Origin of the sequence: Chryseobacterium bernardetii (assembly GCF_003815975.1) — a bacterium.
GTDB classification, from domain to species: domain Bacteria; phylum Bacteroidota; class Bacteroidia; order Flavobacteriales; family Weeksellaceae; genus Chryseobacterium; species Chryseobacterium bernardetii.
Map to the genome: position 1 here is coordinate 1,274,572 of NZ_CP033932.1, position 16,438 is coordinate 1,291,009.

Consider the following 16,438-nt stretch of genomic DNA (forward strand, 5'->3'; position numbering starts at 1 on the left):
TTGGTTTTAATAAACCAGAGATAAGAAAATCAATATTCTTTTGAGCGTAATAAATAATGCATCGCTTTATTTATAGTTCTGTTCACTGAACGGATCATCTGAGCTTTTCTTTAATTACCATCTAAAAATCTACTGTTATTACACATTGATCTCATCATTGTGTTTATACTTTACATCCTGTTATATTCTTAATTCTTATAGTTTAATAATAATGTAAGTATTATATTTTCAATAGGTTATGTGGAGGTGATGCAGGGAGAGAAATTATAGGAAACTAAACTTTAACCAAATTACATATTACAATGCTAAACTCAACATCAACATTAGAAACCCAATCATTGGGGGCTGCCGTTTTGCTGTCATCAGGAGACAGGGAAAAACTTTTAAATGAATTCAATAAAACAGGCTGGGATTACAAGCAGGAAGAAACCCTGGTGTCTCTTTTCAGAAAACAGGTTGAGATTCATCCTGATCATATTGCAGCAGTATATAAAGATCAGGCAATAACTTATAAAGAATTGGATCAAAGAAGTAATCAGCTGGCCAATCACTTAATAGACAAAGGGATAAAAGAAAATATGTTTGTTCCTGTCTGGCTTGATCGCTCTCTGGAGTGGGCTGTAGCAGTTCTTGGAATTGTAAAAACAGGAGCAGCATATGTTCCTGTTGATCCTGCATATCCTGTAAAAAGAGTGGAGTATATTATTTCAGATACCATGGCTTCAATGATGGTCACCAACCGTCAGTTGGGTTCACTATTGTCAGAAAATGGAAAAACTGAAGTGTTTCAGTTGGATACAATGAGTGATCTGGGAGCTTTTCCTTCGCATCAGCCTGAAGCTGGGATATATGAAAATATGTTGGCTTACACCATTTATACATCCGGCTCAACAGGAAAACCTAAAGGAGTAATGATTACTCATCTTGCCATTCAACATTTGGTAACATGGCATAATTATCATTTCCATGTTGATCATACCTCGAAGCTAAGCCTTGTTGCAGGTCTGGCTTTTGATATTTCTGTGTGGGAAACCTGGTCAGGGCTTACTTCAGGAGCTACACTTTTTATTGCTGAGAATGAAGAAAGAACAGATGCTTCTGCTTTGGTAGAATACTTCCGTAAAAACCATATTACCCATGGCTTCGTACCAACAGTTCTTGTTCCGTCTTTTATAGATAAAACAAAAAATTATAATGATCTGTCACTTAAATATCTTTTCACAGCGGGTGAAAAATTAAAGCCGGTACTTACTACAGAATTAAGTTATGAACTCATAGATTATTACGGACCTACTGAATGTACAGTATATGCTACGTTTAGGAAAGTTAAAGATGTAGAGGGTAAATACATATCTTCAATAGGCAGGCCTATAGCGAATGCCAAAGCCTATATTTTAGGAGAAAATAAGGAATTGTTGCCAGTAGGTGCTATTGGAGAATTATATATCGGCGGTGGTCTTTTGGCTAAAGGTTACCTTAATAATGAAGAGCTAACCAAAGATAAGTTTATTGTTAGTCCTTTTAAAAATGAAGAAAAACTATATCGAACCGGAGATCTGGCCAAATGGCTTCCCGATGGAGAAATTGAGTTTTTAGGGAGGATAGATAATCAGATAAAGATTAGAGGGTTCCGGATCGAATTGGGGGAAATAGAGCGTACTCTAAGTCAACAGGAAAGCGTTCAGGAGGCAATTGTTATTACAAAAGACACGGCAGGCAACAATAAATACCTCATCGCTTTTATTGTAGCCAAGACAGGCTTTGAAAAAGATAGTACTGCTGTCAGAACTTTGTTGAAAGAAGAGTTACCTGGATATATGATTCCTGCCCAGATTATTTTTATAGATAAAATTCCTCTTACAGCCAATGGTAAAACAGATGTCAGCTTTTTAAGAGATCTTGCGGATAAGGAAGCTGAAGGTTTGGTTTCCTTTGAACCACCAACTAATGAAACAGAGCGGATTATTGCAGACATCTGGTCAACAGAACTGGAACGTCCTGTTATTAATATTACAGATAACTTTTTTGATATAGGGGGAAACTCCCTTTTGGTTGCCATTGTGGCAGTAGCATTGGAAAGAAAGCTTGAAGTAAAAGTATATCTGAGGGATCTCTATCAATATCCCGTATTGCGGCATCTTTCAGAAGTCTTGATAGCCAGATCTAAAGAAGCAAGAGAATTGGCCGCCAAAGAAGATGTAGAGCCCTATGTAGAGTTACAGCAGGATGTATATCTCGCACCGGGAACTGTATTTGCCGGAGGGTTTGATCCCAAGCAATTGGAAAATCCGTCTGTTATTTTTTTAACAGGAGTTACGGGATTTGTAGGGATTCATCTTTTACAGGAACTTTTGGATACTACCGGTGCTGATATTTATTGCCTGGTGAGAGCTGAGGATGATTTTCATGCTAAAGAGAAAATTGATCGTTGTTATAAGCAGTTTGCTATTCCGCAGAAAGAAGAGCAGAAGACAAGAATTATTCCTGTAATTGGCGACCTTGCACAACCATCATTAGGTCTTTCAGAAGAAACGTTCAAAATGCTGGCCGAAAGAACAGATTTGATTTACCACTCCGGAAGCTCAGTAAATTTCATAGAACCTTATTCCTATATGAAAGCACCTAATGTAGAAGGACTGAGAGAAATTATAAAGCTTGCAGGGGCAGAAAGAACAAAATGCCTGGCATTATTGTCTACAATATCAGTTTATAGCTGGGGGCATATTTTCACCGGGAAAACAGTAATGCTGGAATCTGATGATATTGCTCAGAACCTGATGTCTGTAAGCAAAGATATTGGCTATGTAAGGAGCAAATGGGTAATGGAAGCTATTGCAGATCTGGCAGCAAAAGAGGGATTGCCGGTTATTACTTACAGGTTAGGATATGCCATGTGCCACAGTGAAACAGGAGCAAGTGCTCCATATCAATGGTGGTCGGGACTGGTGAAAAACTGTGTGGAATTCCAATCTTATCCAGCTTTAACGGAATTAAGAGAAGGGTTAATCACGGTAGATTATATGACCCGGGCTATGGCTTATATTACAAAAAATAAAGAAGCGGTAGGGAAGAAGTTCAATCTTATTGCCAGCCCGGAAACCAACCTTACTTTAGAGGATTTCTTCGGACTTATGAAGAAGCATTATCCGTTTACCCTGAAAAGCCTTCCTTATAAAGAATGGAGAAAGCAATGGGAAGATGACAGTAAAAACAGGTTATATCCACTAACCAGTCTTTTCAGGGATAATATGCATGAAGGATTATCTACAGTTGAATTGTACCAGAATACTTATGTGTGGGATTGCTCCAATGTCATTCAATTCTTGAAAGGTTCAGGTATTAAAGAGCCTGTATTTGATAAAAAGATACTGGATGCATATTTGCAATATCTTGGACTTTCAATATCATAACTTCTGAGAATTGTTAGATAAAACCAGGCGGATTTCCGTCTGGTTTTTATTTAAAATAATACGTCGAGTTCTGTCGCTATATACTATGATTTTTGCCTTAAGATAAACGTTATAAAAAAACAGGAAATGAATAATTCTAGGGTATTGGCTAAAAATTTTGTGGCCAATGAAAGTGCAGTGATCGATCTTAAATCATCAGGAGTTGAAGATAAGTTGAATTCATTGGTGTTTCAAAACCAAAAAGGGCAGTCTGCAGAATTTTTATGGCAGATCAATGGCAAAGAAAAAGGAGGTTATTTTAAAGAAGTAATTAATGATCTTGGGGTAAGGGTTGCTCATTACGATGGATTTCTAACTGTTACCAACGGAGGAGGAAAACAGTTTTTAGAAGCAGAAATAAAAATATAATAGGGAAGCAAAGGGGCTTATATTCCTTTTTTTCCTTCCAGAATCATCTGAATCATTTTAGCTTTTCTGTTTTCTCTTGTTTCGGGTTTTTTAGCATCTTCAATCCAGCGGATGTATTCCTTTTTGTGGGTGTAGCTCATCTTGTCAAATAATATTTTTGCATCTGGATTTTCATTAAATACTAAAAAAATATCGTCAGCAACCTCAACAATTCGCTCTTCCTTATCCTCAATAAGGGAAACAGAAACCTCATCTCCAAAGGTTTTTCCAAGTTGTTTCCTGATATCTTGAGTTAATCCTAATATATGGCAGCCAGACTTCATTTTAGCTAAACTTCCACGATATTCAACTTTGCCATCGAATGTGGCTTTAATTTTTACCTGGCCCTTTTTATTGAATAGCTCTTCTGTTGAAAATGGGAATTCTACAAAAGCAGCATTCATTTCTCCGTTTTGCTTTATGGTAGCTGTGAATAATATAGGTTGAGAATTCATATTCATATTTTAGTATTCAAAAATAAAAAAACCGTGAAATATTACTTTCACGGTTTCAAAATATATCAGATAAGATTATTTTTTCTTTGTTTTCTTAGGCATTGTTGTAGTCCCAGAGTTTTTAGTTTTTGTATCAGCCGGAGTATTCGCATCTCTTACAAGCTTTAATTCATCAACTAATCTTCTAGCACCAGCAAATTTATCAATAGTCCAAAGAACAAAACGAACGTCTACGTTGATGGTTTTCTGCCACTCAGGCTCAAATACGATATCACCGCTTAATGCTTCGCTGTTTCCGTCAAATGCAATACCAATAAGGTTTCCGTCTCCATCAATTACCGGAGAACCAGAGTTTCCACCTGTGATGTCATTGTTAGAAAGGAAGTTTACAGGCATATATCCTTTCGCATCAGCATATTGCCCGAAATCTTTAAGGTTATAAAGGTCAATCACTCTTTGAGGCAGATCGAATTCTTCATCACCTTTCTTGTATTTTCCAACAAGTCCGGACATGTCTGTATAATAATTATCAGTAACACCGAAGTAGTTTCTGTCTTCTCTGATAGGAAGTTTATCTACAGTTCCGTAAGTTAATCTCATTGTAGAGTTAGCATCCGGATAGAATTTCTTTTCAGGCATAGCTTTCATTAACCCGGCAAGGAATAGACGGCTGTTTTTTGCAAAGTTGTCATCAACTTTAACAAATCTTTCAGTGCTCATTTTCTGGTCTGCAACAATACCGTTTGCTGCTTTCCAAAGTGGATCAGCATCAAGCTTTAATGCATCCGGATTTAACAAGAAGTTCGTAGCAGAAGTCTTGTTGGCAAAAATAGAAGAATAAGCAAGGTTAGAAACTGTTTTAGCATCTAATCCCAAGATTGTTGCAGAAGCGACTTCAGTGTTTTTTACTCTTGCCTGGTAAAGGCTTGTCATTGCAGCAAGCATTTCACCCTCTAAAGAAGGGCTGAAATTTTCATAAGCTGCTTTAATAGCTGCTTCAGTTTTAGCTTTCATCGCTAATCTTCCCTGCATATCCTGAGCGGCATAAGCTTTTAAAACAGAACCTACCTGTAAAGCAAGAGAGATATATTTAGCGTTTCTTGAGAACTGAGTAGCATAGTTTCTTTCAACATTTCTGTCAGAAACCTGCTTATAATAAACATCAATGTCTTCTAAGATACCATCATAAGCATCGTTCCCTGGCATTGCAGACCATTTTCTGTAAATATCTTCAATCTTTTGTTTGTCAGAGATCGTTCCGTTTTTGTTAACAGCATCAATCGTTCCCTGTCTGTTTTTCCAGTAATTCGCTACTGAAGCATATTGAGAAGCATAGTTAAGCTGAGTAGCTTTATCTTTATCCATATACTTCTTCATGACATCCATTGCTGTTTTGGAAGCTTCAACCCAAGCCGGGTAGTCTTTGTTTACCATCTGTTGGATTCCGTAAGAAGTAAGGTAACGGTTGGTTCTTCCAGGATATCCAAGAATCATTGAGAAATCGCCAGGCTTAACTCCTTTAAGAGAAACCGGTAAAAAGTGCTTAGGTTTCATTGGAACATTGCTTGGAGAATATTCAGCAGGATTTCCCGCAGCATCAGCATATACCCTGAAAACAGTGAAGTCTGCAGTGTGTCTTGGCCACTCCCAGTTATCAGTATCACCACCGAATTTTCCTAATGATGAAGGGGGTGCTCCTACCAATCTTACATCTTTGTAATCCTGGTATACGAAATAGTAGAATTCATTTCCGTTAAAGAAATCCTTTACTACTACAGTATATTTTCCGTTTTCAGAGTTTTCTGTTTGTATTGCTTTGGTTTCAGCATCTATAACAGCTTTTCTCTCTGCTCCGGTCATGTTGTTGTTTAGTTTGGATGTGATTCTTTGAGTCGCATCATCCATTCTTACTAAAAATCTTACATAAAGATCCTTTGCGTTGAACTCGTCTTTCTGTTTCATGGCCCAGAAACCATTCTTCAGATAATCTTTTTCAGGAGTAGAAGCGGCAGCAACAGCTCCATAACCACAGTGGTGGTTCGTGAATAAAAGTCCTTTATCAGAAACAATTTCCCCAGTACAGAAACCGCCAAAACTTACGATAGCGTCTTTTAAGCTGGAATTGTTAACCGAGTAAATTTCTTCAGGCGTAAGATGCAGACCTTCTTTTTGCATATCAACACCGTTAAGTCTTTTGATGAGCATAAGCAGCCACATCCCCTCATCCGCCCTCATCTGAGCAAAACTCAGCAAGAAAGTGAATAGTAGAAATAGTCTTTTCATTTTATAAAATAATTTTTGTGTCGCTAATTTACTAATTTTTACGAGATTCTATCCCGGGTTGGTATGAAAATGGGATGATAATCCGCATGAAAAAAATACTATTTTCCCTTTTTGCCATTTCATTCCTGGGACTTGTTTTCAATTGTTCTGCAGTACCAGATAAAAATCCTCATATTCAGAGACAGTGGATGCTGATTTCATTCGATGGTTTTTCTAAAGATCAGCTGATTGCTCAGAAAGCAGAAATGAACCTGACCGGAAAGATGGAAAAAGGTAAGATTCAAGGAAGTGCATACATGGGCTGTAATCAGATGTCTTTTACATCTGAATTTAAAAACGGGGGAAAATTGAAGATTTCCCAGGGAGTAAGTACCATGAAAGCCTGTCAGGATATGAATCTGGAAAACTCTTTCCAGAAAAAGATTGAAACTATGACAAAATATTCCGTAGAAGGACATTTTCTTACTTTATCTGATCATCAGGGAAACACAATGAAATTTGTAGCTGCAGATTGGGATTAACTGTATCTATTGTTAAATATAAAAAGTCCGCTGATGAGCGGACTTCTTTTGTTTGAAAAATCTAGTTTGGTTATTAGCTTTTTGAGATTATTAGTTTTTTTAGGGTTATCAGTCTTTTGGGATTGTCTTTTTTATTTCTTCTAAAGTAGCCGTGTTGGGAAGTCCTGTAATTGTTTTTGTGTTCCTAGAATTTATTGTATTATGAGATGCCTGTCTGTTGGGAATTGTTCTTTTTATTTCTTCTAATGTTGCTGTATTGGGAAGAAGCAGTCCTGAGGTATTGGCTGATTTAGATTTTTGCTCCTGTTTTTTCACTTCCAGCCCTTGGTCAGAAGTAAGTTCTGTATGGACTGTTTGTTTTTCTATTCTTTCTTTAGCATCCTGCATCAGTTTTGTTTCATGCTCTTTAATCTGTTTCAATACCTGTGTCTGATCTTCTGCCGAAGCAGACTGTTTATTTTCCTGAGCATACATAAGAGTGCTTAAGAAGAATAATGGGATGATATATGCTGTTTTCATAACGTTTTATTTTATGTTGACTAATACTTGTATTTTTCCAATCTCTTTTTGGTCATAATCCTGAAGAGCTTTTCCAATGACCTGTCCTATTTTCACCTTTTTAATATTGGCTTTCATTGCAACACCTGCTTTGGATGAGGTTACCAGAAGGTCTCCTCTTCTTATTTTTCCGTTCTCAAGGCATACTTTGGTGGGAATTACACCTATGACTCCCATCGGAACTTTATTGGAAATATCAGTATCAATATGTTCTTCCGTAAGAAGAACACCAGGTTTTGTAGCATACACGCCCGCAACAAGGGTAGAATAAGGAGCTGAAGATTTTTCAACAGTTCTGTCTGCTTCTGTTGAGATAACAAGGATGTCCCCAGGCTCATATTCAGAAATTTTTCCATTGACATCAAATGCTTCAGCAACGTCTGCACCGCTGTTTTGTGTACCTCCGTTGAAAAAACCTCTTCCTGCTTTGTTGATTCTCGCAACATTTGATCCCGCATTTTGTAAAATGGCAATATCTCCTGAAGAACCGGTATGGTTAATAGATAAAGCAGATCCTATGCCCGAATTGGTTACGAACAGTACCGGCTGGCTGTTACTGGTATTGAAGTTGGAAAACCTGCCTGCTTTTCCTGTGCCGAAATTAGGAATCCAGCCAAAAATTGCATTACCTGTCCCATCTGCTGTGGCTTCCACTCCGTCTCCGCTTCCTCCTGCATTAGCTGTAATCCCATTTCCTGTTCCTTCGGATAAAGCTAATAATGCAGGTCCGTTGCCGGAGGGATTGCTGGAATAGAACAGTCCTGCATATCCTCCTGTTCCTGAAGAAAGACCATAAACACCTGCCGTTCCGAAATTAGCAAACTGTGAATTGACTTCTCCTTTTACTGCAGCAGAGGTTCCGGTTGTTTTGTCAACCTTGAAATTTCCCGCAATGCCATTTCCTACAGTTTTTACTGTTACTACATCATTTGTATTGCTTTCGTTAAAAATTTCAAATCTGCCGGCTCTTCCGGTAGAAAAAGTGGGTACCCAGGCATATAAAGCATTTCCTGCACCATCAATATTGGTTTCCACTCCATTTCCGTCTTTTCCTGCATTGGCGGTAATAGCATTTCCATTTCCATCTGTGAGTGCAATTAAAGAGGCTCCGTTTCCGGAAGGATTGGACGCGTAGAATAATCCGGCACGTCCTCCTGTTCCTGAAGAAACCCCGAAGATGGCAGCAGCGCCAAAGTTTCCGAAAATAGTGTTTACTTCTCCTCTTACAGCAGCCCCAACACTATTGGTGTTATTGAGCAGAAAAGAAGCAGCATTTCCTTTCGTGTTATCGGGGATATTTCCATTTCCGTTAGAGGCCACTTCAAAAGTATTAGCATCAGTATTTGTATTATTGAAATTTTCAAATCTACCGGCACGTCCTGTACTGTTATTCAGTCCTACCTGTCCATAAACACCAATTCCTGTTCCTGCCGTACTGGTTGCTATAAATCCTCTTACACCGTATCCGCCCCCATCGTTTCGTCCTACTACAGCTCCGGCAATATCGCTGGTTGTTCTCCCAACCACTGCTTCACCGCCTCCGTTATTATCTCCCACAACGCCCGCAGACGTTTGGGCACTTGTCATTCCGTGAATGGCAAAGCCACTTGCTGTGGAACTTCTTACTCCAGCACCATTTCCCGTTGTTGTAACATTTACGGCGGTTCCGTTTCCTACAGTGGAAACACTAAGGGCATTATTGTTATTGGCATTATTGAATATTGAAATGCTCGCAGGAATTCCATTGTTGCTGGTTGCTGTAAGTCCTGTTCCTGTATTACTGTTGGCATAAACCCCGGTTCCGTTAGCGCTGGCGTTTCCATATACCCCCAAACCATTAGGGGTTACTCCGTATACGCCCCATCCGCTTCCGGCCTGGCTACCGTAAATACCTACACCAAGTCCTCCTGTCCCGTTGTTGATCCCTCGTACGGCAGAAGAAAACCCTCCTGGAGAAGTACTGGTAACAATTCCTCTCACCGCAGCAATATTGGGTGTTGTTGTATTGTTATTTCCTTCTAAAGAGGTTCCGTCTCCATCATTTGTTAATGAAAATAGAGTAGAAGCATTATTTACAGTATTAGCATATGGAATGGTAAAGCTGCCTCCAACGCCTCCTGCAGATTTTGCATAAAAGGCATAGGGAACACTTAATAATTGGCTGGTTCCTGCTATGGTATAGTTTGTTCCACCTGAAGGATCAGTTTCTGTTTTTAAATAATAGTTTCCCAAAGTCCAGTCAATAGAAGAAAATACTCCTGATAATACCGTTCCTGTTCCTATTTCCAGACTAATAAGGCCGTTGGCGTTTGTATTTCCGGTAAGGCGCTCAGAGTAGACAAGTGTTCCTGCCGGGGATCCCTGTAATAAGCTTATCTTAATCGCGATCCCCTGATTGATGAGCAACTGTCCGGATCCGTTTCTTACAATTGCCTGATAACTCATTTTTTCAGGAGCCTGTGAAAGCCCCATAAAGAGGCCGGACAGAATCCAGAACATTAATAATATTTTTTTCATGGTGATTATTTTTTGATGATTTTAAAAGTTTTCAGATTTTCCCCGTGCTGATTAATTTTGATAATATACATAGCGGAAGGAATATCAGAGAAATTAAGCTCAGATTTTGGCTGTAAGATGAAATCTTTTCGGATTAATTTGCCCTGGGCATCAAACAGCTGGTATTCTGCTCCTTTGAAATTGTTTGTCGTAAAATCCAGATATAGATAATCCTTGAAAGGGTTAGGGTAAAGTAAAATATCTTTCAGATCCGATGTTACTTTTTCACGGGTGCTAAGTGTAGTGATTTCATAAGGCTGTTGAACACCTTCCAGAACCTGGTTTCCTGCTCCTTTATAAAAGTAAGCGGTCTGTCCGATACTATAAGAAACAGAGCCGTTACCCCCTGAAGCATACATTCCGGTTGCCAGAATTACAGATTGGGCTTTCAGGTATGAGGAGGAAAAGGCAAACAAGATGAGAGAATAAATAAAAGTTTTTTTCATGGATAGGGTTTTTAAAGTGATGAATTCAAGTTTGTCCCATTAGAAAATTGGGAAGACTAAATTACGACCTCTCATCACTTTGTGTCCGAAAAATAGACTAACGGCAGAAATAATCGACCAACGGCGTTTTGTGAATTATTATTAAAATTGAACGGCTTTTTAAGGCTCAAAAAAAGACAGGTTATTTTTATAAGTTCTGCCAATAGGAAGTTTGATATGATGGATCAGCTCTATTTCATGACAGCTTTTTCCACGGATGAGATGCTTCGGTACGGCATAGCTTCTATGTATTCTGACAAAAGAATCAAAAAAGTTTTTGTGCAGAAGGTTGCCCAGGTAATCAAGAATACAGTGTTTCCTTTCTAGGGTAACGATTCGGGTGTAATCTTTGAGGGCTTCCAGATAAAGAATGTCTGCTTTTCTGATCTGCGAAACATTACCGCTTTCTTTGATATTAATACATTCCTGTCCCAATATGGCATCATAACATTCACATTTTTCCTTTATTCTGAAAAACTCAAGCAATCTCTGCATAGAATAATGAAAACGTTCTGAAGTGAGAGGTTTTGTAATAAAATCCAGTGTATTGACTTCAAAAACACAGGCTGCCAACTCCGGATGGGAACTCACAAAAATGCAGGCAGGGATTTTATGGGCTAACTTGCGGAATTCCAGTCCACTCATGCCTTTTAAATTGGTCTCGGTGATAAGAAGATCAATGGGAAGTTCGAGATAAGGAATTGCTTTTTCAGCCGAATCAAAAGAAGCGACAATTTCTATATTCTCATACTGTTTAATATAATGCTGAAGAACCAGCCTGTCCAGTTCATCATCATCAATAATCATACATTTAATATGGGGAATCATGATCTTCTGGATATAATTTTTAAGTTAAATGTTTAAAAATCAGAAAATTATTATATAAAGTTATTGATTTTTTGTAAAACAAAACGATGCTCAACTTAAATTTATATTAAAAAATGTTATTAACTACAAATTGATTTTGTTTTTTTTCCGAAAAATATTATCTTGTAAAAATCATAAATACAGATAGAACTTAATGTTAGAAAAGAAAGAACATAATTATGAAAAGGTGGTTTTGGTAGGATTAATTACCAAAGACCAGGATGAGGAGAAGTTAACAGAATATATGGACGAACTGGAGTTTCTTGCTTATACGGCAGGAGCAACAGTTGACAGAAGATTTACCCAAAAAATGTCCCAGCCGGATTCCAAAACATTTGTAGGAAGCGGAAAAGCATTGGAGATTAAAGAATATGTAAAGGAGAATGAAATAGGAACCGTAATTTTTGATGATGAACTGTCTCCTTCCCAGCTGAAAAACCTGGAAAGAGAAATGGAAGTTAAGATTCTGGACCGTACCAATCTGATCCTTGATATTTTTGCCCAGAGAGCACAGACTTCTTATGCAAGAACTCAGGTGGAATTAGCACAATACCAATATCTTTTACCCCGTTTGACAAGAATGTGGACCCACTTGGAACGTCAGAAAGGAGGTATCGGAATGAGAGGTCCCGGGGAAACAGAGATTGAAACTGACCGTCGTATCATTCGTGACAGGATTACTTTACTGAAAGACAAACTAAAGACCATAGATAAGCAAATGGCGACTCAGCGTAATAACCGCGGAAAAGTTGTTCGTGCAGCGCTAGTAGGATACACGAACGTGGGGAAATCCACTTTGATGAATGCCCTTTCCAAATCTGAAGTTTTTGCTGAAAATAAACTGTTTGCAACCCTTGATACCACGGTAAGAAAAGTAGTGATCGGAAACCTTCCGTTCCTGCTTACTGATACCGTAGGATTTATCAGGAAATTACCAACTCAGCTGGTAGAATCTTTTAAATCTACATTAGATGAGGTGAGAGAAGCAGATCTCCTGATTCACGTAGTTGATATTTCACATGAAAGCTTTGAAGATCATATTGCTTCTGTTAATGAAATTCTACAGGAAATTGACGCACACAGAAAGCCGATGATTATGATCTTTAATAAGATTGATGATTTCAGCTATGAGAAGAAGGATGAAGATGATTTAACTCCTTCAACACGCAAAAATATATCTCTGGATGAATGGAAAAAAACCTGGATGGCCAAATCAAAGTATCCAACTGTTTTCATTTCTGCTTTAACGAAGGAAAACTTCCCGGAAATGAAAAAGATGATCTATGATGAGGTAATGAAGATCCATATTTCCAGATTCCCATACAATGATTTCCTTTTCGAATACTTTGATGACGAAGAGGAAGAAAACAACAATTAATGAAATATCATTTTTTCCTTTTATTCATTATGTTTTCGGTTTTTGGGTTCAGCCAGAAGTCGAAAATAGATTTTAAAGCCATTGAAAAGAGCTTCAAAAGTTCTGATTCTCCTTACAATTACGATAAACTTCTTTTCAAATACAAAGGATACCCGAAATCTCTGGACAGCATAGAAGCACAGTATCTTTACTATGGGAGGAACTTCAGGGAAGATAGAATAACCACATTAGATGAAGGTTTCAAGAGTCTGGCGGAAGCTTTTAAGGAAAACAGGTTCGAAGACTGTGTTAAGCTGGGAAAGGTTCTGTACGATAAAGATCCTACAAACCTTGATATCCTGCTTATCCTGCTCAGAGCCTATGACTCTTTAAAAGATGGAAATAATTTTATGCATCATCTGAGCCAGTTTCGTGCACTGGCCGATGGAATAAAAAGCTCCGGAGACGGAAAATCTGAAAAAACGGCTTATCTCGTCAATTCGGTGGGAGATGAGTACATTCTGCTGAATATTCTGAATATAGGAAATAATTATACCAGAGGCTCAAAGCCTTCGAAGGACGGCATGGTTGATACCTGGGAAAAAGGAGATCAGAAAATATACATCAAGGTCCTTTACTTAGACTTATAAATTAATTCAAAAAAAGAACACTTAGTGGAATTATATTATTCATTTTCAGCATTAATCGTATTAGCATCCATATTTGCCTATCTTAATTACAGATTTCTAAAACTTCCAAGTACGATTGGGATCATGGTGATTGCCATTGTGGTTTCCATTTTTCTGGTAATGTTTGGAGAAACGGTACTTCCGAGAACTTTTGGACATCTTCATAACCTGATGAACAGTATCGATTTTACAGAGGTGCTGATGGGAGCAATGCTTAATTTCCTTCTTTTTGCGGGAGGAATTCATATTAATATTAATGATCTTAAAGAACAGTTCCGGCCTGTGCTCATATTTTCCACAGCAGGAGTTGTAATTTCCACTTTCGTAGTAGGCTTTGGAATGTTTTATTTGCTTCCATATGTAGGAGTTAAACTTCCGTTTATTTACTGTCTTGTTTTTGGAGCATTGATTTCTCCTACCGATCCGGTGGCGGTTCTGAGTGTCCTGAAGCAGGCGAACGTTTCTAAGTCATTAGAGACAAAAGTAGCAGGAGAATCTCTTTTTAACGATGGTATGGCGGTTGTGGTGTTTACAGTAGTATTACAGCTTGCCGTTGGAAAGGAAGTGGATCTTGGAGTAGAAAATATTGGATTGCTGCTGCTTCATGAAGCCGGTGGAGGGCTTTTGCTGGGCGTTTTACTAGGTTGGGTGACTTCCAGGTTAATGCGTGAAGTAGATGATTATATTATTTCCGTACTGGTAACGCTTTCTGTGGTGATGGGCGGCTACCTGATTGCAAGGCAAATGCATATTTCAGGACCATTAACGATGGTTGCTGCAGGATTATTCATGGGAAATTTTAACCGAAACTTCAAAATGAAATCTGTAACCCAGGACTATCTTATTAAATTCTGGGAGCTGATTGACGAGATCCTGAACGCCGTTTTATTCTTATTCATCGGGTTTGAGCTTTTAATGATTAAAGACCTGAAGCATTTCATGATTCCTGGATTAGTAGCCATTTTAGTAGTTTTATTGGCAAGATTTATCTCTATCTGGGGCCCCACAAAGTTTACTTCTCTCAGACGAAGTTTCAGCCCGCAAACCGTTAAAGTATTGGTTTGGGGAGGAATCCGCGGTGGTGTTTCCATTGCATTGGCGATGTCTATTCCTAAAAGTGAGTATAGTGAAACAATCTTAAGTATTACGTATTGTGTAGTAGTATTTTCTATTATTGTTCAGGGACTTACCATAGCGAAAGTTGCCAATCCTAAACAAATTGTAAAGGAAGAAGAAGAAACTAATGTTGTAGAGCATAAAGCTTAAGTTTAAAGCCAAATGATCCATGGGTAGAGGTATTGTTAAAGAAATACAGGAAGCTCTTGCGGTGTTATCCATTCCTGAAAAAGCAGAATTTTTTCCAAGGTTTTTCAAAACAGGAAAAGGTGAATACGGCGAAGGAGATCTGTTCCTAGGCGTTACGGTTCCGGATCAGAGGTCTGTTGCTAAAGAATATTACTCAAAAATCAATCTAAAAGAATTAAGTGAATTACTTTCTTCGAAATACCATGAACATAGGCTTACCGCTCTTTTTATGCTGATTTCGAAGTTTGAAAAAACAAAAGATATAATGGTAAAGGATGAGATCATAGAATTTTATCTTAACCACCTGCAATATGTTAACAACTGGGACCTGGTAGATTCCAGTTGTTATAAAATCCTTGGCAGATATGCTTATGAAAACAGGAAAGAAAACCTGTTAAGAGATCTTTCTGAAGCGGAAGAAATGTGGCATAAAAGAATTGCTGTGGTGGGAACTATGCACTACATCAAAAAAGGCTCCTTCGATCTTACCAAAGAATTTGTAACCAGAAATTTGAAGCATCCCCACGATTTAATGCACAAAGCGAATGGCTGGCTGCTGCGTGAAATGGGAAATAAAAATGAGCAGGAACTCATCGGGTACCTGAATCAGTATTATAAAGAAATGCCTAGAACCTGCCTGCGTTATGCTATTGAAAAACTGGACGAGGATCTCCGGCAGGATTATCTGAGAGGTCATATTTAAAAAAGAATAAAAATCAGAGTTACGATTCAAAAAAGTACCGGAAAACGGCTATTTATGCTCAAAAAGTCAAATATTGTAAGTATTTAAGGCTGGAATTGAGTAATTTTGTGGTTTTAAATCCAATCATGAAAAAAATTCTCAGATCATTTCTTCTGCTTTTCCCTTTGCTATTTCTTACAAGTTGTTTTGATATTCTTGATAAAGTGAATATAAAGGCTGACGGTACCGGTGAATATACTATTATTCTTAATGCCAGTAAAAGCAAAACAAGGCTGGCATCAATCTCCAAGATGGAAACTATTAACGGAAAAAAAGTCCCTAAGAAGGCCGAAATTGAAAGCAAGATCAACGAAGCCGCAAAAATTTTTAAAGGCACTCCCGGAATCAGCAACGTGAAAACATCTGTTGATCTTGACAATTATATCATCAGGCTGAGCTGTAATTTCAAAAAAATTGAAAACATCAATGCAGGTCTGGAAAAACTGAAAGCTCAGAAAATATTAGGGAAAATGGTTCCAACACAGGTTTACAGCCATAATCTTGAGAAAAAAATGTTGACAAGGAATAAGGTCAGAACCTTCAAAGAAGATTATGATAAGATGAGCAAGGCAGATAAGGAAATTTTTAATGATGCACGATATACTTCCATTATGCAGTTCGAAAATGCTGTAAAATCACAAACCAATAATACTTATGTGCTTTCTCCCAACAAAAAAGCGCTTAAGATGGAGGCTGATATCCTGGATCTTATCCTTCAGAAAAAACAAATACAAAACACGATTCTTTTTCAATAATTTCTAAA

14 protein-coding genes are annotated in these 16,438 nt (G+C 38.0%); 8 read left to right on the forward strand and 6 right to left on the reverse strand.

Translation table 11 applies throughout. The features are described from left to right. Nucleotides 1-302: 302 nt before the first annotated feature. The gene (locus EG339_RS06015; protein ID WP_123869319.1) at nucleotides 303-3,410 is read left to right on the forward strand and encodes a non-ribosomal peptide synthetase family protein; all 3,108 of its coding nucleotides are present in this window, start codon (nucleotides 303-305) and stop codon (nucleotides 3,408-3,410) included. 126 nt (nucleotides 3,411-3,536) lie between these two features. After that, on the forward strand, nucleotides 3,537-3,818 hold the full coding sequence (locus EG339_RS06020) for a hypothetical protein (protein WP_123869320.1): 282 nt from the start codon (nucleotides 3,537-3,539) through the stop codon (nucleotides 3,816-3,818). A gap of 17 nt (nucleotides 3,819-3,835) precedes the next feature. Here the strand turns inward: EG339_RS06020 and EG339_RS06025 are convergent, their stop codons facing one another. Both EG339_RS06025 and EG339_RS06030 read right to left on the reverse strand, forming a co-directional pair. Continuing rightward, nucleotides 3,836-4,312, reverse strand: a complete 477-nt coding sequence (locus EG339_RS06025; protein WP_123869321.1) for a YdeI/OmpD-associated family protein — start codon at nucleotides 4,310-4,312, stop codon at nucleotides 3,836-3,838. Between the two features lie 75 nt (nucleotides 4,313-4,387). Beyond that, on the reverse strand, nucleotides 4,388-6,595 hold the full coding sequence (locus tag EG339_RS06030; protein WP_123869322.1) for a S46 family peptidase: 2,208 nt from the start codon (nucleotides 6,593-6,595) through the stop codon (nucleotides 4,388-4,390). 86 nt (nucleotides 6,596-6,681) lie between these two features. Here EG339_RS06030 and EG339_RS06035 point away from each other — a divergent pair, with 86 nt between their 5' ends. Further along, on the forward strand, nucleotides 6,682-7,116 hold the full coding sequence (locus tag EG339_RS06035; RefSeq protein WP_228458814.1) for an META domain-containing protein: 435 nt from the start codon (nucleotides 6,682-6,684) through the stop codon (nucleotides 7,114-7,116). A 108-nt stretch (nucleotides 7,117-7,224) separates the two neighbouring features. Here the strand turns inward: EG339_RS06035 and EG339_RS06040 are convergent, their stop codons facing one another. The 4 genes from EG339_RS06040 to EG339_RS06055 all read right to left on the reverse strand — a co-directional run bounded on the left by EG339_RS06040 (nucleotide 7,225) and on the right by EG339_RS06055 (nucleotide 11,543). Continuing rightward, the gene (locus tag EG339_RS06040; protein ID WP_123869323.1) at nucleotides 7,225-7,635 is read right to left on the reverse strand and encodes a hypothetical protein; all 411 of its coding nucleotides are present in this window, start codon (nucleotides 7,633-7,635) and stop codon (nucleotides 7,225-7,227) included. 6 nt (nucleotides 7,636-7,641) lie between these two features. After that, complete coding sequence (locus EG339_RS06045) at nucleotides 7,642-10,191, reverse strand: beta strand repeat-containing protein (protein WP_123869324.1); 2,550 nt, start codon at nucleotides 10,189-10,191, stop codon at nucleotides 7,642-7,644. A gap of 5 nt (nucleotides 10,192-10,196) precedes the next feature. Beyond that, nucleotides 10,197-10,676, reverse strand: a complete 480-nt coding sequence (locus EG339_RS06050) for a T9SS type A sorting domain-containing protein (protein ID WP_123869325.1) — start codon at nucleotides 10,674-10,676, stop codon at nucleotides 10,197-10,199. A 159-nt stretch (nucleotides 10,677-10,835) separates the two neighbouring features. Further along, nucleotides 10,836-11,543, reverse strand: coding sequence for a LytR/AlgR family response regulator transcription factor (locus EG339_RS06055; protein WP_225717154.1), 708 nt, complete (start codon nucleotides 11,541-11,543; stop codon nucleotides 10,836-10,838). A gap of 193 nt (nucleotides 11,544-11,736) precedes the next feature. On the opposite strand from EG339_RS06055, the gene hflX reads away from it, so the two are divergent. The 5 genes from hflX (at nucleotide 11,737) to EG339_RS06080 (ending at nucleotide 16,430) form a co-directional block, all read left to right on the forward strand. After that, nucleotides 11,737-12,960, forward strand: coding sequence for a GTPase HflX (gene hflX, locus EG339_RS06060; protein WP_123869326.1), 1,224 nt, complete (start codon nucleotides 11,737-11,739; stop codon nucleotides 12,958-12,960). Next, entirely contained in the window at nucleotides 12,960-13,589 is a 630-nt protein-coding gene (locus EG339_RS06065; RefSeq protein ID WP_123869327.1) for a DUF4919 domain-containing protein, read from the forward strand. The genes hflX and EG339_RS06065 overlap by 1 nt, the downstream gene beginning before the upstream one ends. 24 nt (nucleotides 13,590-13,613) lie before the next feature. After that, on the forward strand, nucleotides 13,614-14,894 hold the full coding sequence (locus EG339_RS06070; protein ID WP_123869328.1) for a cation:proton antiporter: 1,281 nt from the start codon (nucleotides 13,614-13,616) through the stop codon (nucleotides 14,892-14,894). A gap of 19 nt (nucleotides 14,895-14,913) precedes the next feature. Continuing rightward, on the forward strand, nucleotides 14,914-15,636 hold the full coding sequence (locus EG339_RS06075; RefSeq protein ID WP_123869329.1) for a DNA alkylation repair protein: 723 nt from the start codon (nucleotides 14,914-14,916) through the stop codon (nucleotides 15,634-15,636). 125 nt (nucleotides 15,637-15,761) lie between these two features. Beyond that, entirely contained in the window at nucleotides 15,762-16,430 is a 669-nt protein-coding gene (locus tag EG339_RS06080) for a hypothetical protein (protein ID WP_123869330.1), read from the forward strand. The last annotated feature ends 8 nt before the right edge of the window (nucleotides 16,431-16,438 follow it).

Excerpts from the sequence above, each read along its gene's own strand:
- EG339_RS06015 (WP_123869319.1), top strand. The coding sequence starts at position 303 with ATGCTAAACTCAACATCAACATTAGAAACCCAATCATTGGGGGCTGCC.
- EG339_RS06020 (WP_123869320.1), top strand. The coding sequence starts at position 3,537 with ATGAATAATTCTAGGGTATTGGCTAAAAATTTTGTGGCCAATGAAAGT.
- EG339_RS06025 (WP_123869321.1), bottom strand. The coding sequence starts at position 4,312 with ATGAATTCTCAACCTATATTATTCACAGCTACCATAAAGCAAAACGGA.
- EG339_RS06030 (WP_123869322.1), bottom strand. The coding sequence starts at position 6,595 with ATGAAAAGACTATTTCTACTATTCACTTTCTTGCTGAGTTTTGCTCAG.
- EG339_RS06035 (WP_228458814.1), top strand. The coding sequence starts at position 6,682 with ATGAAAAAAATACTATTTTCCCTTTTTGCCATTTCATTCCTGGGACTT.
- EG339_RS06040 (WP_123869323.1), bottom strand. The coding sequence starts at position 7,635 with ATGAAAACAGCATATATCATCCCATTATTCTTCTTAAGCACTCTTATG.
- EG339_RS06045 (WP_123869324.1), bottom strand. The coding sequence starts at position 10,191 with ATGAAAAAAATATTATTAATGTTCTGGATTCTGTCCGGCCTCTTTATG.
- EG339_RS06050 (WP_123869325.1), bottom strand. The coding sequence starts at position 10,676 with ATGAAAAAAACTTTTATTTATTCTCTCATCTTGTTTGCCTTTTCCTCC.
- EG339_RS06055 (WP_225717154.1), bottom strand. The coding sequence starts at position 11,543 with ATGATTCCCCATATTAAATGTATGATTATTGATGATGATGAACTGGAC.
- hflX (WP_123869326.1), top strand. The coding sequence starts at position 11,737 with ATGTTAGAAAAGAAAGAACATAATTATGAAAAGGTGGTTTTGGTAGGA.
- EG339_RS06065 (WP_123869327.1), top strand. The coding sequence starts at position 12,960 with ATGAAATATCATTTTTTCCTTTTATTCATTATGTTTTCGGTTTTTGGG.
- EG339_RS06075 (WP_123869329.1), top strand. The coding sequence starts at position 14,914 with ATGGGTAGAGGTATTGTTAAAGAAATACAGGAAGCTCTTGCGGTGTTA.
- EG339_RS06080 (WP_123869330.1), top strand. The coding sequence starts at position 15,762 with ATGAAAAAAATTCTCAGATCATTTCTTCTGCTTTTCCCTTTGCTATTT.